The 20,834-nt window shown below is 67.1% G+C and carries 19 protein-coding genes; 5 read left to right on the top strand and 14 right to left on the bottom strand.

Features of this window, described 5'->3' with window-relative positions; all coding sequences use genetic code 11:
• Positions 1-33: 33 nt before the first annotated feature.
• The 4 genes from BMX32_RS14510 to folD all read right to left on the bottom strand — a co-directional run bounded on the left by BMX32_RS14510 (position 34) and on the right by folD (position 4,668).
• Positions 34-438 carry a thiol-disulfide oxidoreductase DCC family protein gene (locus BMX32_RS14510; protein WP_089979790.1) on the bottom strand — a complete coding sequence of 135 codons (405 nt, stop codon included), beginning with the start codon at positions 436-438 and terminating at the stop codon, positions 34-36.
• Positions 435-1,991, bottom strand: coding sequence for a glutamine-hydrolyzing GMP synthase (guaA, locus tag BMX32_RS14505; protein ID WP_089979788.1), 1,557 nt, complete (start codon positions 1,989-1,991; stop codon positions 435-437). The genes BMX32_RS14510 and guaA overlap by 4 nt, the downstream gene beginning before the upstream one ends.
• 121 nt (positions 1,992-2,112) lie before the next feature.
• Positions 2,113-3,567 (bottom strand): IMP dehydrogenase, encoded by a 1,455-nt coding sequence (guaB, locus tag BMX32_RS14500; RefSeq protein WP_089979786.1) that lies wholly within the window; start codon positions 3,565-3,567, stop codon positions 2,113-2,115.
• A 246-nt stretch (positions 3,568-3,813) separates the two neighbouring features.
• The gene (folD, locus tag BMX32_RS14495) at positions 3,814-4,668 is read right to left on the bottom strand and encodes a bifunctional methylenetetrahydrofolate dehydrogenase/methenyltetrahydrofolate cyclohydrolase FolD (RefSeq protein ID WP_089979785.1); all 855 of its coding nucleotides are present in this window, start codon (positions 4,666-4,668) and stop codon (positions 3,814-3,816) included.
• 134 nt (positions 4,669-4,802) lie between these two features.
• Here folD and BMX32_RS14490 point away from each other — a divergent pair, with 134 nt between their 5' ends.
• On the top strand, positions 4,803-5,378 hold the full coding sequence (locus BMX32_RS14490) for a GNAT family N-acetyltransferase (RefSeq protein WP_089979783.1): 576 nt from the start codon (positions 4,803-4,805) through the stop codon (positions 5,376-5,378).
• A 77-nt stretch (positions 5,379-5,455) separates the two neighbouring features.
• Here the strand turns inward: BMX32_RS14490 and moeB are convergent, their stop codons facing one another.
• The 8 genes from moeB to ndk form a co-directional block, all read right to left on the bottom strand.
• Positions 5,456-6,625 carry a molybdopterin-synthase adenylyltransferase MoeB gene (gene moeB / locus BMX32_RS14485; protein ID WP_089979781.1) on the bottom strand — a complete coding sequence of 390 codons (1,170 nt, stop codon included), beginning with the start codon at positions 6,623-6,625 and terminating at the stop codon, positions 5,456-5,458.
• A 26-nt stretch (positions 6,626-6,651) separates the two neighbouring features.
• Positions 6,652-8,049, bottom strand: coding sequence for a ribosome biogenesis GTPase Der (gene der, locus BMX32_RS14480; protein WP_089979780.1), 1,398 nt, complete (start codon positions 8,047-8,049; stop codon positions 6,652-6,654).
• A 23-nt stretch (positions 8,050-8,072) separates the two neighbouring features.
• Positions 8,073-9,272, bottom strand: a complete 1,200-nt coding sequence (gene bamB / locus BMX32_RS14475; protein ID WP_089979778.1) for an outer membrane protein assembly factor BamB — start codon at positions 9,270-9,272, stop codon at positions 8,073-8,075.
• Positions 9,269-9,919, bottom strand: a complete 651-nt coding sequence (locus tag BMX32_RS14470; RefSeq protein ID WP_089979777.1) for a YfgM family protein — start codon at positions 9,917-9,919, stop codon at positions 9,269-9,271. Before BMX32_RS14470 ends, bamB begins: the two co-directional genes overlap by 4 nt.
• Positions 9,920-10,068: 149 nt before the next feature.
• On the bottom strand, positions 10,069-11,031 hold the full coding sequence (locus BMX32_RS14465; protein ID WP_089979775.1) for a helix-turn-helix domain-containing protein: 963 nt from the start codon (positions 11,029-11,031) through the stop codon (positions 10,069-10,071).
• An 86-nt stretch (positions 11,032-11,117) separates the two neighbouring features.
• A complete protein-coding gene (gene pilW, locus BMX32_RS14460; protein ID WP_089979773.1) occupies positions 11,118-11,888 on the bottom strand; it encodes a type IV pilus biogenesis/stability protein PilW in 771 nt (256 codons plus the stop codon).
• The gene (gene rlmN, locus BMX32_RS14455; protein WP_089979771.1) at positions 11,878-13,014 is read right to left on the bottom strand and encodes a dual-specificity RNA methyltransferase RlmN; all 1,137 of its coding nucleotides are present in this window, start codon (positions 13,012-13,014) and stop codon (positions 11,878-11,880) included. Before rlmN ends, pilW begins: the two co-directional genes overlap by 11 nt.
• Positions 13,011-13,436, bottom strand: a complete 426-nt coding sequence (gene ndk, locus BMX32_RS14450) for a nucleoside-diphosphate kinase (RefSeq protein ID WP_089979770.1) — start codon at positions 13,434-13,436, stop codon at positions 13,011-13,013. Before ndk ends, rlmN begins: the two co-directional genes overlap by 4 nt.
• A gap of 249 nt (positions 13,437-13,685) precedes the next feature.
• Between ndk and BMX32_RS14445 the strand changes: the two genes are divergently transcribed.
• From BMX32_RS14445 to BMX32_RS14430, 4 genes are all read left to right on the top strand, one after another.
• Positions 13,686-14,348, top strand: coding sequence for a TetR/AcrR family transcriptional regulator (locus BMX32_RS14445; protein ID WP_089979768.1), 663 nt, complete (start codon positions 13,686-13,688; stop codon positions 14,346-14,348).
• A gap of 35 nt (positions 14,349-14,383) precedes the next feature.
• Entirely contained in the window at positions 14,384-16,753 is a 2,370-nt protein-coding gene (locus BMX32_RS14440) for a 3-hydroxyacyl-CoA dehydrogenase/enoyl-CoA hydratase family protein (protein ID WP_170843671.1), read from the top strand.
• A gap of 53 nt (positions 16,754-16,806) precedes the next feature.
• Positions 16,807-18,015: an acetyl-CoA C-acyltransferase gene (locus BMX32_RS14435; RefSeq protein ID WP_089979767.1), complete on the top strand. Its 1,209-nt coding sequence runs from the start codon at positions 16,807-16,809 to the stop codon at positions 18,013-18,015.
• A 125-nt stretch (positions 18,016-18,140) separates the two neighbouring features.
• Complete coding sequence (locus BMX32_RS14430; RefSeq protein ID WP_089979765.1) at positions 18,141-19,076, top strand: MBL fold metallo-hydrolase; 936 nt, start codon at positions 18,141-18,143, stop codon at positions 19,074-19,076.
• A 25-nt stretch (positions 19,077-19,101) separates the two neighbouring features.
• Here the strand turns inward: BMX32_RS14430 and BMX32_RS14425 are convergent, their stop codons facing one another.
• Positions 19,102-19,437 (bottom strand): tRNA-binding protein, encoded by a 336-nt coding sequence (locus BMX32_RS14425; protein WP_089979764.1) that lies wholly within the window; start codon positions 19,435-19,437, stop codon positions 19,102-19,104.
• A 1-nt stretch (position 19,438) separates the two neighbouring features.
• Positions 19,439-20,713: an NAD(P)/FAD-dependent oxidoreductase gene (locus BMX32_RS14420; RefSeq protein WP_244511535.1), complete on the bottom strand. Its 1,275-nt coding sequence runs from the start codon at positions 20,711-20,713 to the stop codon at positions 19,439-19,441.
• Between the last annotated feature and the right edge of the window lie 121 nt (positions 20,714-20,834).

The raw sequence follows: 20,834 nt of genomic DNA, 5'->3' as shown, positions 1-20,834 counted from the left end.
GCGTCGATCACCCCCGGGCACGGCGCCCGGTGCTCACAGCAAGCGATCCCGATAGCCCGCCGGCGGAATCCAGCAGGTGGCCCGCCGCCCGAAGAGACGATAGCGATGGCGCGCCACCCAACGGTATGGCGGATCGCGGAGGCTCCTGGGCAGGTAACGAAGCACGGTCAACGCGCGCCAGGGAAAACCCAGGCCGGCGCAGACGGCGATCACGGCGTCGCTGTCGCGCCAGACGCTGGCGCCATCGATGACGAGCATCGTGTCCGGCCTCGACGGATCCACACCGTGCGCCTCGCATAACGCCGCGCCTGCCGGCTCCTGCATCGACGCAAGGCGGAAACGCGCACGCCGGTCGCGCTTGAGCACGAACCACGCGTTCGCCGAGCACAGCACGCACTCGGCGTCGAACAGGATGATGGGGCCCTCGGGCGCCGTCATTCCCACTCGATCGTTGCGGGCGGCTTGCCCGAAATGTCATAAACTACACGAGAAATGCCACGCAACTCGTTGATAATACGTGTCGAGCACTTGTCGAGGAAGTCGTACGGCAGGTGTGCCCAGTGCGCCGTCATGAAGTCGATCGTCTCCACGGCGCGCAGCGCGATCACCCATTCGTACGCACGGCCGTCGCCAACCACGCCCACCGAACGAACCGGCAGGAACACTGCGAAGGCCTGGCTCACGCGGTCGTACAGACCGTGGCTGCGGAGCTCTTCGATGAAGATCGCATCGGCGCGCTGCAGCAGGTCGACGTATTCGGCCTTCACTTCGCCGAGCACGCGCACGCCAAGGCCCGGGCCGGGGAACGGGTGACGGTAGACCATGTCGCGCGGCAGGCCGAGTTCGACGCCGATGCGGCGCACCTCGTCCTTGAACAGTTCGCGCAGCGGCTCGACGAGCTTGAGCTTCATGTGCTCCGGCAGGCCGCCCACGTTGTGGTGGCTCTTGATGACGTGGGCCTTGCCGGTCTTGCTGCCGGCCGACTCGATGACGTCGGGGTAGATCGTGCCCTGCGCGAGCCACTTCACGTTCTCGAGCTTCGCCGATTCCTCGTCGAAGATCTCGACGAACAGGCGGCCGATGATCTTGCGCTTGGCCTCGGGGTCTTCGACGCCGGCCAGCGCATCGAAGTAGCGCTGCTTCGCATCCACGCGGATGACGTGCACGCCCATGTTCTCGGCCATGGTCGTCATGACCTGGTCGCCTTCCTGGAAGCGCAGCAGGCCGGTGTCGACGAAGACGCAGGTGAGCTGGTCGCCGATGGCCTTCTCGAGCAACGCGGCCACCACGGAGGAATCGACACCGCCGCTGAGGCCCAGCAGCACGCGATCGCTGCCGACCTGCTCGCGCACGCGTTCGACGGCATCGTCGATGATGTGCTTCGCGTCCCACAGCGTGGCCGAGCCGCACAGGTCGACGACGAAGCGCCGCAGCACTTCCATGCCTTTCTTCGTGTGCGTGACTTCCGGATGGAACTGCAGGCCGTAGAAGCGGCGCTCGTCGTCGGCCATGGCGGCCAGCGGCAGGCTGGACGTGGAGGCCGTGGAGCGGAAGCCCTGCGGCAGCGCCGTGACGCGGTCGCCGTGGGACATCCACACGCCGAGGTCTTCGCCGTCCGCCATCACGGTGTCGAACAGGCCGCAGCTGGCGAAGGTGACGGTGGCGGGGCCGAACTCGCGGTGATGGCCGGCTTCGACCTTGCCGCCAAGCTGCTCGGCCATGGTCTGCATGCCGTAGCAGATGCCGAGCACGGGAACGCCCAGATCGAACACCACCTGCGGTGCGCGCGGGGAGTCGTCTTCGGTGACCGATTCCGGACCGCCCGAGAGAATGACACCGCGCGGCCCGAAGCCGCGGATCTCGTCCGGCGCGTGATCCCATGCCCACACTTCGCAATAGACGCCGATCTCGCGTATGCGACGCGCGATCAGCTGCGTGTACTGCGAGCCGAAGTCGAGGATGAGGATCTTGTCGCTGTGGATATCGGTCATCGTGGCGGCCTGCGGTTTTGTTTGATCGGATGGCCTCGCGCGTCGCGCGGCGGCCTTAGAAAAGCAGAACGCCCGTTTGTGGCGGGCGTCCTGGGTCACCTGGATCGAACGCCTGGCGGCGTCAGTCCAGGCGGTAGTTCGGCGCTTCCTTCGTGATCTGCACGTCGTGCGGATGCGCTTCACGCACGCCGGCACCCGTGACCTTCACGAACTGGGCCTTCTCGTGGATCTCGTCGATGTTGGCCGTGCCCATGTAGCCCATGGAGGCACGGAGGCCGCCCATCAGCTGATGGATGATGTTGCTGAGCTGGCCACGGTACGGCACGCGACCTTCGATGCCTTCCGGCACGAGCTTGTCGGCGTCGGCTTCGTCCTGGAAGTAACGGTCCTTCGAGCCCAGCTGCATGGCGCCGATGGAGCCCATGCCGCGGTAGCTCTTGTACGAGCGGCCCTGGAACAGCTCGACCTCGCCCGGGGACTCTTCGGTACCGGCGAACATCGAACCGAGCATCACCGTGGACGCGCCGGCGGCGAGTGCCTTGGGGATGTCGCCCGAGTAACGGATGCCGCCGTCGGCGATCAGCGGGATCTCGCCCTTCAGCGCGGTGGCGACGAGGTCGATCGACGTGATCTGCGGCACGCCGATGCCGGTGACGATACGCGTGGTGCAGATGGAGCCCGGGCCCACGCCGACCTTGACGGCGTCGACACCGGCGTCGAGCAGCGCGCGCGCCGCCTCGCCCGTGACGATGTTGCCGGCGATGACCTGCACCTGCGGGTAGCGCTTCTTCACCCAGCCGGCGCGATCGATGACGCCCTGCGAATGACCGTGCGCGGTGTCGACCACGATGACGTCGACGCCGGCCTCGACCAGCGCCTCGATGCGCCGCTCGGTGTCGCCACCGACACCGACCGCGGCGCCGACCACGAGGCGCTCGTGCGAGTCCTTGGCGGCGTTCGGGTTGTCGCGGGCTTTCTGGATGTCCTTGACCGTGATCAGGCCGCGCAGCTGGAAGCCGTCGTTGACGACGAGCACCTTTTCGATGCGGTTCCGGTGCAGCAGCTGGAGGACTTCGTCGTGGGACGCGCCTTCCTTCACGGTGATGAGGCGCTCTTCGCGCGTCATGATGTTGCGCACCGGATCGTCGAGCTTGCGCTCGAAGCGCATGTCGCGGCCGGTCACGATGCCGACCAGTTTCTCGCCATCGACGACGGGAACGCCGGAGATGTTGTGCGCGCGCGTCAGCTGAAGGACTTCGCCGATCGACGTGTCGGGACGCACCGTGATGGGGCTGCGGATGACGCCGGCTTCGAACTTCTTCACCAGGCGCACTTCGGCGGCCTGCTGCTCGGCGGTCAGATTCTTATGGATGATGCCGATGCCGCCGTTCTGGGCCATCGTGATGGCGAGACGCGCTTCGGTGACGGTGTCCATGGCGGCGGACACGATGGGAATGTTCAGGCGGAGACCGCGCGTGAACCGCGTTGAGGTGTCCACGTCGCGCGGGAGTACCGTCGAGTGGCCGGGAACCAGAAACACGTCGTCGTAAGTGAGTGCCTCGGCAAGGATGCGCATAGCATTAGTCCCGCGAGTAAATCGCGGCATTATACCCTGCGTTGCAACATTTGTGTAGGAAGCGCGAAAGCTCGCGAGGCGACATGTGTGGGAGCGCGCTTGCGCGCGAACGGTGCCTGCCGCGAGCACCCTTCGCGCGCAAGCGCGCTCCCACACGGTCCCGGTGCTCCGTCGCGAGCACCCATTCACTTGCCAGCCTTCCCACACGGATCTTCGGGTCTCGGATCCTTGGGCCGTTCGGTCGCCTCAGCCGTCGATCGCTTCCGCTGCCTCGAGCGTGTTTTCCATCAGCGTGGCGACGGTCATCGGGCCGACACCGCCCGGTACCGGCGTGATCCACGAGGCGCGCTGGGCCGCTGGTGCGAACTCGACGTCCCCCACCAAGCGTCCGTCTTCCAGACGGTTGATGCCGACGTCGATCACGACCGCGCCGGGCTTCACCCATTCGCCCTTCACCAGCCCAGGCTTGCCGGCGGCGACGACGAGGATGTCGGCCTGCTGCACGAAACCAGCGAGATCCTGCGTGAACTTGTGGCAGCAAGTGACTGTCGCACCCGCAATTAGAAGCTCAAGTGCGAGTGGGCGACCGACGTGATTGGAGACGCCGACGATCACGGCGTGCCGGCCGCGTACCGGGAAATCCGTGTGGCCCAGCAGCGTCATCACGCCCTTCGGCGTGCACGGACGCAGGCCGAAACGGCGCAGCGCGAGACGACCGACGTTCACCGCCTGGAAGCCGTCGACGTCCTTGCCCGGGTCGATGCGGTCGACCAGCGCGTCTTCCTCGATGTGCGCCGGCAGCGGCGACTGCACGAGGATGCCGTGCACCGCCGGATCGGCATTGAGCCTGTCGATGAGCGCGAAGAGTTCGTCCTGCGTGGTCGACACCGGCAGGTCGTAGCCGAACGATTCGAAGCCCACCTGCTGGCAGGCCCGGCGCTTGTTGCGCACGTAGACGGCCGATGCGGGATCCTCGCCGACCAGCACCACGGCGAGACCGGGCGCGCGCCTACCTTCCGACACGCGCTTCGCGACGCGTCGGGCGATGTGATCGAGGAGTTCGTGGGCGATGCGCTTGCCGTCGAGGATACGTGCGGTCATGGGGGTCGCCCTGCGGAAACGCGGCATTATCGCCGATGCGGCACCCGGATTGTAGAAGGTGGGAGCGTCGTGCCACACGCGCGGCGAGTGAACACCGTGAGGGCGGCGCCGCTCCCCATGCTTAGAATCGACCCATGACGGTAACGATACTTCCCTACCCCACGAAACTCACCGATGGCATCGTTAGCCTTCGCGCGCACCGGCCCGCGGACGCCGACGCACTCGCCGAGGCCGTGCGCGAGTCGATCGACACGGTCGGACGCTGGCAGGACTGGTGCCATGCCGGCTACACGACAGCCGACGCGACGAGCTGGCTCGACATCTGCCGGCGCGACTGGCTGCTTGGCGACGGCTTCGAGATGCTGATCGTCGACGCGCTGACCGATCGCCTCCTGGGCGGCATGGGCGTGAATCAGCGGAACAAGGAACAGCGGATCGCGAACCTGGGGTATTGGGTGCGTCAGTCGGAACAGCGGCGAGGTGTCGCGACGCGCGCGGCGCGGCTGGCGATCCGGTTCGCGTTCGAGACCGTTTGCGTGGAGCGGCTCGAAATCGTCGTGGCCGAGGCGAACGAGCCGAGTCGGCGGACGGCGGTTCGTATTGGAGGTGTTTTCGAAGGAATGTTACGTAAACGCCTGATTGTCGGTGGAACCTCGGTCGACGCTGCGATGCATTCGATCGTCAGAGACGACGCTCCGGCCCGCCGTTGACCCGTGGGAGCGGCCTTGGCCGCGACGAGGCTGGCGGCAAGCACCCATCGCAGCCATGGCCGCTCTCACACGGGCCTTCAGCCCGCCGAGGCGCACATCCGTTCGAGATCCCGGTAGCCGTCGAAGGTGGCTCCCGCTCCGCAGCCCGGACACTCGGGATCGCGGCGTAGCGTCAGTTCGCGGAAACGCATGTCGAGCGCGTCGTACGACAGCAGGCGCCCGACCAGCGGCTGGCCGACGCCGAGGATCAGCTTTATCGCTTCCGTCGCCTGAACGAGCCCGAGCAGGCCCGGAAGCACGCCGAGGACACCCGCCTCGCTGCAATTGGGCGCGTCGGCCGCCGATGGCGGCTCGGGGAACAGACAGCGATAGCACGGCGAATCGTCGCGGCGCGGATCGAACACGCTCGCCTGGCCGCTGAAGCGCTCGATCGCGGCGTACACCATGGGCATGCCCAGCCGCCGCGTCGCCGCGGCGAGCAGATAGCGCGTGGCGAAGTTGTCCGCCCCGTCCACCACCACGTCGTGATCGCGAACGAGCGCCTCGACGTTGTCCGCACGCAGGCGCTCGACGACCGTGGTCACGCGCACCCGCGGATTCAGGGCGCCCAACGACAGGCGTGCCGACTCGGCCTTGCTCATGCCGACGCGCGGATCGGCATGGATCACCTGCCGATGAAGATTGGATCGCTCGACCCGATCGTCGTCGACGACGGTGATGTGGCCCACACCGGCCGCCGCGAGATACAACAGGAGCGGCGCACCGAGCCCGCCTGCCCCGATGACCACGACACGCGCCGCGTCGAGCTTCGCCTGCCCGTCGGCACCGACCTGAGGAAGGAGCATCTGACGCGCATAGCGTTCGGCGGCGTCCGCGTCGAGCAGCCCAGCGGTCACGGGAAGGCCGGCCGCCTTCCAGGCCCCCATGCCACCGGCAACCGAAGACACGCGGCGGTATCCCATGCGCTGGAGCGTCTCGGCGGCGAGCAGCGACCGCTGGCCGCTCCCACACAACAGCAGCACGTCGCGATGGCGGTCGGGCTCGGCGTGTTCGATGCGGAGTTCGAGATAGCCCCGCGACAGGCCCAGCGCACCGGCCGGCGTGCCGGAGGCGCGCTCGCCGTCTTCGCGGACGTCGACGAGCAAGGCACCGCCCAGCTGCCGGGCGAGCGCCTCGGTGACGGTCACTTCCGGGACGCGCGACCGGAGGTCGGCCAGCCAACGATCCCGGTTGAAGTCTTCGGTCATGCGAGGCTCCCCGACGAGGGCGACGCTTACTTCTCGCGTCGTTTCGCGTTACGGATCATGCGCTGGCGGCGCTTCTGCTGGCCTTCCGTCAGCACGTTCTTCTTGCCGGCGAACGGATTCTCGCCGTCGCGGAAATCGATGCGTACCGGCGTGCCTTCCAGGCGGTAGCGTTTCCGGAAGAAGCCTTCCAGATAGCGACGATACGCCGGCGCGATGTGCTTCGTACGGCTGCCATGGATGACGATGGTCGGCGGATTCGAACCGCCCGGATGCGCGTAGCGCAGCTTGGGGGCGTGGCCACGAACGAGCGGCGGCTGGTAGGCCTCGTAAGCCTGCTCCAGCGTGCGCGTGAGTTCGCTCGACGTCAGTACCTTCGTCGCCGCGGCATGTGCGCGGATCACGGCCTTCATCAGTTCGCGCAGGCCGGAGCCGTGGAGCGCGGAGATGAAGACGGTCTTGGCCCAGTCGGCGAACTGCAGGCGGCGCTCGAGAGCCTTCTGCGTCTGCTCGCGCTGGTAGCTGTCCATGCCGTCCCATTTGTTGACGCAGACGACCAGCGCGCGGCCTTCCTCGATGGCGTGGCCGATGAGGGTGAGGTCCTGGTCCGCGAGGTTCTCTCGCGCATCGATCATGACGATGGTGACCTGCGACGCAGCAATGGACTGCAACGTCTTGATGACGCTGAACTTCTCGACAGCTTCTTCCACGCGCGAACGGCGGCGCACGCCAGCGGTGTCGATGAGCGTGTAGCGGCGGCCATCGCGCTCCAGCGACACCCGGATCGGGTCGCGCGTCGTGCCGGCGAGGTCGGAGACGATGAGGCGATCCTCGCCCAGGAGGCGATTGATCAGGGTGGACTTACCGGCGTTCGGGCGACCGACGATGGCCACGCGAATGCCCTGGTCTTCCAGGGCCGGATCGTCGTCGCGATCGTCCGGCAGATGCGGAAGCGCCCGCTCGACGAGCACGTCGATACCGCGGTTGTGCGCGGCGGACATCGGCAGCGTCTCGGCGATGCCGAACGCGCTGAACTCGCCCAGCGCCACGGCCTCGTCGGTACCGTCGGTCTTGTTGACCACGACGATGACCGGCTTGCCGCTGCGCCGCAGCTCGGTGAGGATGCCGGCGTCCAGCGGCAGCACGCCGTCACGGGCGTCGACGACGAAGACGAGCAGGTTCGCTTCCGCGATGGCGGCGCGAACCTGCTGTGCGGTGAGGCCTTCGATGCCTTCGTCACTGCCGGAAAGGCCACCGGTATCCACGACCACGAAGGGTCGCGGACCGAGGCGACAGACACCGTAGTGCCTGTCGCGGGTGACGCCGGGCATATCGGCGACAAGGGCGTCCCTGCTACGCGTCAGCGCATTGAAGAGGGTCGACTTACCTACGTTGGGGCGGCCGACCAGAGCGACGACGGGCAACATGAGAGATACAGCGTTCCTGTGAATCAGTTCGTCGGGATGCGGTAGGCGCCGATATGGCCCTCGACATCCTCGACGTACACGGTGTCGCCCACCACGAGGGGCTGGGCACGAATGGCTTTCTTGGAGAGACGCTCACGGGCCGCGATGCTGCCGTCCGACGCGTTCATCCAATGGATGTGACCGTCGAGGTCGCCGACCACGACGTACTTGCCCTGGGCGGCCGGACCGGTCACCCAGCGATACTTCAGCGCGCCCTGCTTCCAGATGCTGGCACCGCTGGCCTTGTCGAAGGCGTACACCTGCGACTGGTCGTCGGCGCCGTAGATCGCATTGTCATGGACGTCCAGCGAGGTGAACGTCGAGAAGGCGTGGTTCCACAGCGGACGACCGCTGGGACCGTCGATCGCCGTCAGCTGGCCGTGGTAGGCGGCGCCGTAGAGCGAGCTACCGTCGAGCACCAGCGCGCCATCGGCATCGGCGAGACGGTCGATTTCCGTACGGCCTTCGCCGCTGGCGAGCGTCTGCTCCCAGAGCTTCTCGCCGTTGTCGAGGCGCACGGCCACGAGCTTGCCGGCATCGCTGCCGAAGAAGACCACGCCGTTCGCGACCAGCAGGCGGCCGTTGCCGCGCAGGCTGAGGAGCGGCACCTGCGACTGGTCGTAGACCCAGCGGCGCTCGCCCGACGCGGTGTCGATGCCGTAGACGCGGCCGTCGTTGCAACGCACGACGACGAGGTCGCCGACGATCACCGGCGCCGTGATGACTTCCGACGAGACCTCGGCCGCCCAGCGGCGCTCGCCGTCCTTCGCGTTGATGCCGTAGACGTGGCCGTCGAGGGTGCCGATGGCGACCAGATCGCCCGAGGCGCCCGGGCCACCGGAGAAGCGGGCGTCTTCGCGCTTGGCGTCGCCCCAGCCGAACCAGCCATGCTGGCGCGTGCTCTTGGACCACAGTTTCTTGCCGCTCGCGGCGTCGAACGCCGCGATCTTGCCATCGGTGCTGGCGGCGTAGAGCACGCCGTCGGCTACCGTCGGACGCATGCGCACGCCGGACTCGGCGGCACCGTCGCCGATGCTGGACTTCCACACGCGCTCGACCTTGAGGGTCGGCTCGAATTTCTTATCGAGCGGGGTCGGCGGTTCGACGTTTTCCTTCTTGAACGAATGGCAGCCGGCCAGCACGGCCAGCGAAGAGGTCAACGCGATTGCCCAGAAACGTTTCATGCACCCTGCTTCCCGGCCACGGCCAGATCATCGAGTTTGGTTTGGACCACACCGCGTTGCGGTGCGCTGTCGCCCATGGCGGCGATCGCCGCCTGATAGGCCTTGCGTGCGTCGTCCGGGCGTCCAAGCTTGACCAGCGCGTCGCCACGGAGTTCCTGCGAAAGCGCGGCGAACGCCTTGCCCTTCATGCCGTCGAGCACCGCGATGGCGTCCTGCGGCTTGCCCTGCGCATAGCGCAGCTTGGCCACACGCAGCTCGACCAGTGTCTTCAGGGTCTCGTCCTTGGCGTGGGCGCGGGCCCACTCGAGGTCGCCCGAGGCCTTGTCGACCTGCCCGGCGGTGACGTTGCGCTGCGCGCGCTCGCCGGCGGCGAACACGGACCATGCGGTGTCCGAGTAGTCCTTCATCAGGGTCTCGGTGCGCAGATCGATCTCGGTCTGACGGCTCTGCTGCACGGCGAGCTGCAGCGCCGAGTATTCGGAGGCCGCGGCCTGCTCGTGGCCGGCGCGATGCGACTTCCACTGCTGCCAGCCGAAGATCAGCACCAGACCGAGCGCGACACCGACGGCGATGGAAACGCCGTTCTTGCGCAGCCACTGCTGAACGCGTTCGCCCTGCTCGTAGTCGTCGTAAATGTCGAAAGCCATGCGATCACCCACTGCGCTCCGCGCAGCAAACCAAAGGTGGGAACGAGCCCGCACCGGCCATCGGCCGATGGCGGTGCGGATCAATAGGTAAGGATACCCGAAAAGAGTGCGGCGGCGCCGCGCGCAGGCGCGCGCGGCGTGCGGACGACTCAGAAGGCGACCGGTGCCGCCTTGCCGTCGCGGATGTCGACGCGGAAGCGGGCGACGTTGGCCCGGCGGAATCCGTCCAGCTCGACCGGCTGGCCGTCGACCGACACCTGCGCCGCGGCGGCGTTGCCGATGCGGACGTCGAGCGGACCGTCGCTGCGGTACGACTTCTGCGTGCCGGCCGGCAGGATGCCGTATTCCAGGCGCGATCCATCGGCCGCCGTGACCTCCACCCAGCTCGCGGACGGGAGGTTGAGACTCAGGCTGTGTCCGCCCTGGCCACTGCTGGCCTCGGGTGCGGCCGCCGCCGTGGCGAGCGGCGTCTTGTTGGCCGAATGATCGAGCGGCGGGAACATCGCCATCGACGCGAGCAGCGGCTGCTGCTCGTCGGTACGCGGCTCCGCGGCCGGCGCGGGCGCCGCATTGCTGGCGACCACGTTCGCCGTGGCGCTGGTCGACGCGGACGCCGGGGCGTCCTGCTGGGCCACCGGGGACGCGTCGAGCGGCGACAGACGGGCCATGTCGCGATCGAGCGTGCCGCGCACGCCGAGCCACACCATCGGCACGACGATCACCGCGGTCAGCACCACGTACGTGGCGGCCGTGAGGTAACGCTCGAACAGGTAGCGCGAGTGCGACACGCCACCGGTCACCACCAGATCGGGCTGGCGCGGCGTGTGCCGTGCGAGCTCGGCCTGGATCTCGGCCTCGTCCACACCGAGGTGCGTGCCGTACTTGGTCAGGTAACCGGCGAGGTAGACCTGGTAATCGATGCCACCGTATTCGCCGGCTTCGAGCTGGCGAAGCAGGCGCGTGGGCAGGCGCAACGCCTGGCCACACGACTCGATGGTGTATCCGCGGGCCTCGCGGGCCGCGCGAAGGCGCGCGCCGAAACCGGCGGTGCTACCGCCGAGATCGAACAGAACCCGCCCCTCTTCACTGCTGGCTTCCACCTGGGGATCCATGGCGTTCTCCCTGTCTGCATTCGGCTCGAGCCCGGCGAACAAATCCTGCTCGCGTTCGTCCCGACCGGAAGAATTCGATACTGAGGTCATTGACGTGCGGCGACTTCGAGTGCGCGCGCGGGTTCCGAATCCGGGAACTTTTCACGCAGGCGTTTTGCATAGTCCTGGGCACCCTCCCCGTTGCCCAGACGGAGCTCGATATCGTGACCGAGCTTCAGCGAATCCGGACTTGGGGCTCCCACCGCTTCATAGCGCTGCAGGAACGCACGGGCCCGGAATGCATCGTTCTTAAGGTACAACACGTGCGCCATCTGATACAGGGCGTCCGCGTTATTGGGATTACGATCGAGCGCCTTTCTGAAATAACCCTCGGCGGCCTCGTAATCCTGCGACTGCAGCTGGCAGGTGCCGGCATTGGTCAGGGCAAGGTCGGGGGTTTCGTAGAACGGATCCGCGAGCGCCCGGTCGAAGAAGGCCCTGGCCTCCGCCGGTCGGTGCTGCTTGCACAGGAAGACAGCGAGGTTGTTGTTCACCGAGCCCTTCTTCGGATCGTACTCGACGGCCTTGCGATAATGCAGTTCGGCGTTCGCGGGATCGTTGATGCGCTCGTACAGCACGGCGATCACGGTCTGCGCCGGAACGTATTTCGGGTCGAACTGGAGCGCCTTCTGCAGTTTCTCCATGGCGCCCTTGAGGTCGCCGCGCTGCATGTAACGCTGGCCCAGCTCGGTATGTACCTCCGCGCCCTTGGCGCGATCGTCCGCCGCGGTCGATGGCTTCAGCCCCGACCCATCCCCCATACAACCGGCGCACGCCAACGCGAGCACCGCGAGCATCCCCCAACGCTCAAGCCGCATTCACCACTCCCTCTCCGAGTTTCTTGCGGAATTCCGCCTGCCGGCGGGTGCGGTCGACCACCTGGCCCTTCAGCTGGCCGCAGGCGGCGTCGATATCGTCGCCACGCGTGCGACGGAGCATGGTCAGGACGCCGGCGTTGAGCAGGAGCGTCTGGAACGCACGGATGTCCTCCTGGCTCGACCGCTCGAAACGGGCGCCTTCGAACGGATTGAACGGAATCAGGTTGACCTTGTTGGCCCCGGGCAGGCGGCGCATGAACTTGATCAGCTGCTTCGCGTGCTCCGGACGGTCGTTCACGCCCTTCATCAGCGTGTATTCGAACGTGATCGACGTGCGCGGGGCGCGCTGGATGTAGCGCTCGCAGGCGCCCATCAGCTCGGCGAGCGGGTAGCGCTTGTTCAGCGGCACCAGCTCGGTGCGCAGCTCGTCGTTGGCCGCATGGAGCGACACGGCGAGCGATACGTCGCTTTCCGCCGAGAGGCGGTCGATCATCGGCACGAGCCCGGCCGTGGACAGCGTGACGCGCTTGCTCGCCAGGCCGAAGCCCAGGTCGTCGCGCATCAGGCTCATGGCTTTCACCACGTTGTCGAAGTTCAGCAACGGCTCGCCCATGCCCATCATCACCACGTTGGTGATGCGGCGCTGCTGGTGCGGCACGTTGCCAAGGTGTTTGGCCGCGACCCAGACCTGGCCGATGATCTCGGCCGTGGACAGGTTGCGGGAGAACCCCTGCGTCGCCGTGGAGCAGAACTGGCAATTCAGGGCGCAGCCGACCTGCGAGGACACGCACAGCGTGCCGCGGGTCGGCTCCGGGATGTAGACGGTCTCGATGGCGTTGCCGCCATCCATGCCGAGCAGCCACTTGTGGGTACCGTCGACCGCGGCCTTTTCGAACACGGTCTTCGGCGGACCCACGTAGCAGGTGGCGCTGAGCTTTTCGCGAAGCGCCTTGCCGACGTCGGTCATGTTCTCGAAATCGCTTTCGAGGCGGTGGTAGATCCACTTCATGACCTGCTCGGCGCGATACGGCTTCTCGCCGATCTGAGCGAAGAAATCGCGCAGACCCTTGCGGTCGAAGTCGAGCAGGTTGACCTTGTCGGCAGGCGTGTTCACGGCATGTCTCAGTGCGAAACGACTTCCGAGTCGTTGAAGAAGTACTTGATCTCGATCGCGGCGTTCTCGAGGGAGTCCGAACCGTGCACGGCGTTGGCGTCGATCGACTCGGCGAAGTCGGCGCGGATGGTACCGGCGGCGGCTTCCTTCGGGTTGGTCGCACCCATGAGGTCGCGGTTCTTCAGAACGGCACCCTCGCCTTCCAGCGCCTGGATCATCACCGGGCCGGAGATCATGAACTCGACGAGCGCGCCGAAGAACGGACGCTCCTTGTGGACGGCGTAGAAGCCTTCGGCTTCGGCGCGGGTCAGCTGCTTCATCTTGGCAGCGACGATCTTCAGGCCGGCCTTCTCGAAGCGGGCGAGGATTTCACCGACGACGTTCTTCTTGACGGCGTCCGGCTTGATGATCGAAAGGGTGCGCTCCAGCGCCATACGGGTGCTCCGGGAAAGTGAAGACAAGAAAGGACAAAAACGGCGGACGGCGCCTCAGGGACGCCAAATGTAAGTTTGCGGCCAAAGCCGTCCGGAATGACTGACTTAGCGCACGAAATCTTGACAGATTCTAGCTCATTCGCAAGCCGTTTGCAGGGTTGTGCGCTTGCAGATTGACCCGCGCTGTCGGGCAGGCGTACTCTCAAACAATCGTTTGATTGAAACTACCCGCCTGTGGAGTTCGGCCCGATGACGAGCGCACCGTACGCGTCCCGTGAACGCAGCACCAAGGAACGCATCCTCGGCGCCGCCGAAGCCCTCTTCGCCACCCATGGGTTCGCCGGGGCCTCGCTGCGCCAGGTGACGGCCGCCGCCCGCGTCAACCTCGCGGCCGTCAACTACCACTTCGGCTCGAAGGACAAGCTGATCGAGGAGGTCTTCCGCCGCCGCCTCGACGAGCTCAACAGCCGTCGTCTCGCCGCCCTGGGCAAAGTCGCAGGCCTCGATGAGACGCGACTCGAAGACGTGCTCGACGCCTATATCCGCCCCGCGCTCGACCTCTCGCGCACCGACGGCGGCGGCGCGGCATTCGTGCGCGTGCTGGCGCGGGCGTACGCCGAGCACAACGAGACCCTCCGTCGCTTCCTGTCCGACAACTACGGCCACGTGCTCCGCCAGTTCGCCACGGAATTCGCCCGCCAGCTTCCCGGCCTGGCCAAGGAAGACATTTATTGGCGCCTCGACATCGTCACGGGCGCCCTGACGTATGCGATGGCCGACTTCGGCATCATCCAGCGCAAGCACGAGGTCGCCGAGCGCGATCACCGCGAGGTCGCTGCCGAGCACCTCATCCGCTTCGCCGCCGCCGGCCTGCGCGCCCCTTCCGTTTCCAATTCCCCGGCCACGCGCTGACCGGGGAACGATCCTTGAGCCATCCGGAGATCACCATGACCGCAACACCGTTACGCATTCGCAAGGCCGCGGTTCTCGGCGCCGGCGTCATGGGCGCGCAGATTGCCGCGCACCTGACGAACGCCAACGTCGAAACCGTGCTGTTCGATCTGCCCGCGAAGGACGGCCCGAAGAGCGGCATCGCCATCAAGGCGATCGCCAACCTCGCGAAGCTGTCGCCGGCGCCGCTGGCCGAAAAGGGCCTGGCCGCCGCGATCGTCCCCGCGAACTATGAAGACGATCTCGCCCAGCTCGCCGACGTCGACCTCGTCATCGAGGCGATCGCCGAGCGCATGGACTGGAAGCTGGACCTCTACGCGAAGATCGCGCCACACGTGTCGAAGACGGCCGTGCTCGCCAGCAATACGTCGGGCCTGTCCATCAACGGCCTCGCCGAGGCGCTGCCGGAGGAAATGCGCCATCGCTTCACCGGCGTGCACTTCTTCAATCCGCCGCGCTACATGCACCTCGTCGAACTCGTGCCCACGAAGCTCACCGACGCGACCGTGCTCGAAGGCCTCGAGGCCTTCCTGACCACGACGCTCGGCAAGGGCGTGGTCTACGCGAAGGACACGCCGAACTTCATCGGCAACCGCATCGGCGTGTTCTCGATGCTGTCGACGATGTACCACACCGAAAAGTCGGGCCTCGGCTTCGACACCGTCGACGCCCTGACCGGTCCGGCCATCGGCCGCCCGAAGAGCGCCACGTTCCGCACGGCGGACGTCGTCGGCCTCGACACGCTCGCGCATGTCGTCAAGACCATGGCCGACACCCTCCCGGACGACCCGTGGCATGCGTTCTTCCAGTCGCCGGCGTGGCTGAAGGCCCTGATCGACAAGGGCGCGCTTGGCCAGAAGACCGGCGCGGGCGTCTACCGCAAGGCCGGTAAGGACATCGTCGTCCTCGACCTGCAGAAGCAGGATTACCGCGCATCCGAGCCGAAGGCGTCGGACGAGGTGTCGGCCATCCTCGCCATCAAGGATCCCGCCGAGAAGTTCGCGAAGCTCCGCGCATCGTCCGATCCGCAGGCGCAGTTCCTCTGGGCCGTGTTCCGCGACCTCTTCCACTACACCGCCTATCACCTGGCCGACATCGCCGACACCGCGCGCGACGTCGACTTCGCGATCCGCTGGGGTTACGGCTGGAAGCTCGGCCCCTTCGAGATCTGGCAATCGGCCGGCTGGCAGCAGATCGCCGGCTGGATCGCCGAGGACATCGCCGCGGGCAAGACGATGAGCAACGCGCCGTTGCCGGCATGGGTCACCGACGGCCGCAGCGGCGTGCACGGCAAGGCCGGCTCGTATTCCGCCAGCGCCAATGCCGACAAGCCGCGTTCCACGCACCCGGTCTACGCGCGTCAGGCGTATCCGGACCCGATTCTCGGCGAGCGCTTCGACCAGGGCACCACCGTCTGGGAGAACGACGGCGTGCGCCTGTGGACCTCCGGCGACGACATCGGCGTGATCTCGTTCAAGACGAAGATGCACACGGTCAACGATCACGTGCTCGACGGCATCCAGCATGCGATCGGCCTTGCCGAGCAGCAGTTCCGTGGCGTCGTGCTGTGGCAGCCGTCCGAGCCGTTCTCGGCCGGTGCCGACCTGAAGGGCGCGCTCGGCCTGCTGCAGGCCGGCAAGCTCGCGCAGTTCGAGGCCATGGTCGCGAATTTCCAGGCGACCAGCATGCGCATCAAGTATTCGCTGGTGCCGGTCGTGGCCGCGGTGCGCGGTCTCGCGCTGGGTGGCGGCTGCGAGTTCCAGATGCATTCGGCGCGCACCGTCGCGGCGCTGGAAAGCTACATCGGCCTCGTCGAGGCCGGCGTCGGCCTGCTTCCGGCGGGCGGCGGCCTGAAGGAACTGGCGGTCCGTGCCGCACAGGAAAACCCGGCCGATCCGTTCGAATCGCTGAAGAAGGTGTTCGAGACCGTCGCCATGGCGAAGGTGTCGGCCAGCGCCCTCGAGGCGAAATCGCTCGGCCTGCTGCGCAAGGACGACGTCGTGGTCTTCAACACCTATGAAGTGCTGCATGTCGCGAAGGCGCAGGCCCGGGCGATGGCCGAGTCGGGCTACCGTCCGCCGATGCCTGCGCGCGCCATTCCGGCCGCGGGCGATGTGTCGACGGCCACGTTCCGTTCGTCGCTCGCGAACATGGCCGAGGGTTACTTCGCCTCCGCGCACGACATCGACATCGCCAGCCGCATCGCCGACACGCTGTCGGGCGGCCCCATCGAGCGTGGCTCGCTGGTCGACGAGAACTGGCTGCTCGCCCTGGAGCGCCGCCATTTCGTCGAACTGGCGCAGACCGAAAAGACCCAGGCCCGCATCGCTCACACGATGACGACGGGAAAGCCGCTGCGTAACTGACGCGCCCAGAGCCGCATCGACGCCACCGACTTTCCCACTCAGAGGAACCATTCATGAGCAAGCAAGTGCAAGACGCCTACATCGTCGCCGCCACCCGTACCCCGGTGGGCAAGGCGCCGCGCGGCGTGTTCCGCAACACCCGTCCCGACGACATGCTGGCCCACGTCATCCGCGCCGTCATCGAACAGGCGCCGGGCATCGATCCCTCGATCATCGCCGACGCCGTCATCGGCTGCGCGATGCCGGAAGCCGAGCAAGGCATGAACGTGGCACGCATCGGCGTGCTGCTGGCCGGGCTGCCCGAGCAGGTCCCGGGCGTCACCATCAATCGATTCTGCTCCTCGGGCGTGCAGGCGATCGCGATGGCCGCCGACCGCATCCGCCTCGGCGAAGCCGATCTGATGATCGCCGGCGGTACCGAGTCGATGAGCATGGTGCCGATGATGGGCCACAAGATCGCGATGAACCCCGCGATCTTCGAGAACGACGAGAATCGCGCGATCGCCTTCGGCATGGGCATCACCGCCGAGAAGGTGGCCGAGCGCTGGAAGGTCAGCCGCGAAGACCAGGACGCGTTCGCGCTGCAATCGCACCAGCGCGCCATCGCCGCGATCGCCGCCGGCGAGTTCAGGGACGAGATCACGCCGTTCCAGCTCGACGACCGTTACCCGGATCTGAAGAACCGCAGCGTGCGCGAAGACCGCCGCATTATCGATACCGACGAGGGTCCGCGTCAGGACACGTCGCTCGAGGTGCTCGGCAAGCTGCGCCCGGTGTTCCGCAACGGGCAGTTCGGTGGCTCGGTCACCGCCGGCAACTCGTCGCAGATGTCCGATGGCGCGGGCGCCCTGCTCATCGCCAGCGAAAAAGCCATCAAGGACTACGGCCTGACACCGCTGGCGCGTTTCGTGGGCTTCTCGGTCGCTGGCGTCGCGCCGGAGATCATGGGCATCGGTCCGAAGGAAGCGATCCCGAAGGCCCTCGGGCAGACGGGCATCACCCAGGACCAGCTGGACTGGATCGAGCTCAACGAGGCCTTCGCGGCCCAGGCCCTCGCGGTCATCCGCGATCTCGGCCTCGACCCGTCGAAGGTCAATCCGCTGGGCGGCGCCATCGCCCTCGGCCACCCGCTGGGCGCCACGGGCGCGATCCGTGCCGCCACGCTGATCCATGGCCTGCGCCGCCGCAAGCAGAAGTACGGCATGGTGACGATGTGCATCGGTACCGGCATGGGCGCGGCCGGCGTGTTCGAAGCGCTCTGATGGCGGGTGGGAGCCAGCCTGCTGGCGATGGGTGAGTAGGGCGAGCACCCATCGCCGGCAGACTGGCCCCCACCGGGCAACGGCGCTGCCTTTTCTAGCGTCCCGCATGGGTTTACGCTCGCCCCATGCACGGCATCCACACCATCGACACCGGTTTTGGCCGCCCCCGCTTCGACGCGGCGTACCTCGTCGTCGAGCGCGGCCGCGGCGCCTTCATCGACAGCGGTACGTCCCATGCGCTGCCCCGCTTCCTCGACGCCATCACCGCCGCGGACCTCGCACCGCGTGAAATCGACTGGGTCATCCTCACCCACGTGCACCTCGACCACGCCGGCGGCGCGGGCGAGCTGATGCGACACCTCCCCAAGGCCATGCTCGCGGTCCATCCGCGCGGCGCGCGCCACATGATCGACCCGTCGGCGCTGATCGCCGGTGCGTCGGCGGTCTACGGCGAAGACCGGGTGCGCAGCGACTATGGCGACATCGTTCCCGTGCCGAAGGATCGCGTGATCGAAGCCGACGACGGCTTCGTGGTCGACCTGGCCGGCCGCGCCCTGCTCTGCCTCGACACCCCCGGCCACGCGAAACACCACATCGCCATCCACGACGAGCGCGCGAACGCGTTCTTCACCGGCGACATCTTTGGCTTGTCCTATCGCGAATTCGACACCGACGCCGGCGCCTTCATCGTGCCGACGACATCGCCCGTGCAGTTCGACCCCGACGAAGCGCACGCCTCGATCGAACGGATGATGCGGTACGAGCCCCAGGCGATGTACCTCACGCATTTCGATCGCGTGACAGACGTGAAGCGCCTCGCCGACGATCTGCACGCGCAGATCGACGCGATGGTCGCCATCGCGCGGCAGCATGCCGACACGCCCGATCGCGAAGACCGGATCGCTGCGGCGTTCGCCGAATTCTACGTCGAGCGTGCACGCCGCCACGGCGTGACGATGGCGCCGGACGCGATCGTGAAGCTGCTGAAGGTCGACATCCGGCTGAACGCGCAAGGCATCCTCGTGTGGCTGGACCGCGCACGGAAGCCGCCAAACCACTGACTATCCGGTGGGAGCCACCCGACAATTACGCCAACCGCGCCCCGTTCGGCACCGGCCGCTCCGTGGTGGTGATCACCACGCCCTCGTCGGTATGGAACCCCGTCAGCAGGAACTGCGACCGGAACGGCCCGATCTGCTTCTCCGGGAAGTTGATCACTCCGACGATCTGCCGGCCGATCAACTCGTCGGCGCTGTAGATCGCGGCGATCTGCGCACTGGTCTTCTTTTCGCCGTAGGGCCCGAAATCCACCCATACCTTGTAGGCGGGCCGTCTCGCTTCGGGGAATGCCTCCGCGCGCACGATCGTGCCGGCGACCAGCATCACTTTTTCGAAATCGGCCCAGCCGATGTGTTCTGTCATCTCATCCTTCCAGCCGCGACTTGAACCAGTCGCCGAGTTCGTGTTTCCAGTAAGTGCCCTGCGCCGCCAGGTAGCCGAACGGGCGATGCACCGGATCGAGTCCGAAGCCGTCATACATGGCCATGCGCGATTCGCCCGCCGCGATGGCGTCGGCCAGCGCCTCGCCCGCGGCGCAGGTCGGCGCGAGGCCGTGGCCTCCGAACGCCTGCGCATACCAGAGGCCGTTGCCGTGGGTGCCGACCTGGGGCATTTCGTGACGGGCATAGCTCATCAGTCCCGACCACGCGTGCTCGACGCGCGCCTCCTTCAGCGACGGAAACACGCGCGCAAGGTCGCGTTTCAGCAGGCGCTGTACCGCGCGCGGCGACCGGTCGCGGATGGAGATGCGCCCACCCCAGAGCAGCCGCGTGTCCGCGAGCGGACGATAGTAGTCGAAAGCGAAACGCGTATCGTAGACCGCGGCGCGCGTTCGCAGACACTCGCGCAGACGATCGCCGAGCGGCTCCGTGACCATCACGTACGTCGCTATGGGCAGCACCGCGCGGTCGATGGTGCGATCCAGCCCGGCGAGGTAACCGCCGCACGCGAGCACGACCTGCGGCGTTTCGATCTCCGCGTCGCCCACCCGCAGCACCCAGCGCGGTCCGTTCCGTTCGAGCATGCGGACCCGCGACGCTTCGTGGATCGCCACCCCGGCCCGCTCCGCGGCCGATGCCAGACCGCGCGCATACGCCAGCGGATCGATATGCAGCGCGTTTCGTTCGTATAGGCCATCGTGGTATCTCGCGCTGCGCACGAATTCGTGCATCGCGCCTTCGGGAATCCACTGCCAGTCGGCGCCGTAGTGTTCCGCGAGCAGCCGCTGCCGCGAGCGAAGCACCGCCTGGTCGCGGAACCAGTTCGCCCACACCACGCCCGCGTCGACGGCATCGCAGTCGATGGCCAGGGCGGCGATCCGCTGCCGGATCAGGTTCACCGCGTCGACGGTGCGGGCGTAGAGCGCGCGTGCGCGCTCCGGTCCGGCACGCTCGAGCAGGGCGCGTTCGCCGAGCGAGTAGCCCGCGAAGACGAAGCCGCCGTTGCGACCCGAGGCGCCGAAACCGATCGACTTCGCTTCCAGCAGCACCACATCGCGCACGCCGCGCGCGGCGAGACCCAGCGCCGTATTGAGGCCCGCGAAGCCGCCGCCGACGATGACCACCGCAGCCTCGCGCCGTCCGGACGGCGGCGGACGCGGCGACGGCACCTCGGTTCGGTCGTGATACCACGACGGCATGGGCATGTTTCCAGAAAGGGGAACGGCCTTTGTACGATACCGCCGCGCCGCGCGGAAGCAGGGACGAACGCCGCGTGAGGCTCGGCTTCAGCCTCGCACAGGATAGGAGCAAGGCTGCTGG

It is taken from the genome of Luteibacter sp. UNCMF331Sha3.1 (assembly GCF_900109915.1).
Lineage (GTDB): Bacteria > Pseudomonadota > Gammaproteobacteria > Xanthomonadales > Rhodanobacteraceae > Luteibacter.
Note: the sequence above shows the minus strand (reverse complement) of the source record. Positions and strands in the feature narration are given on the sequence as shown.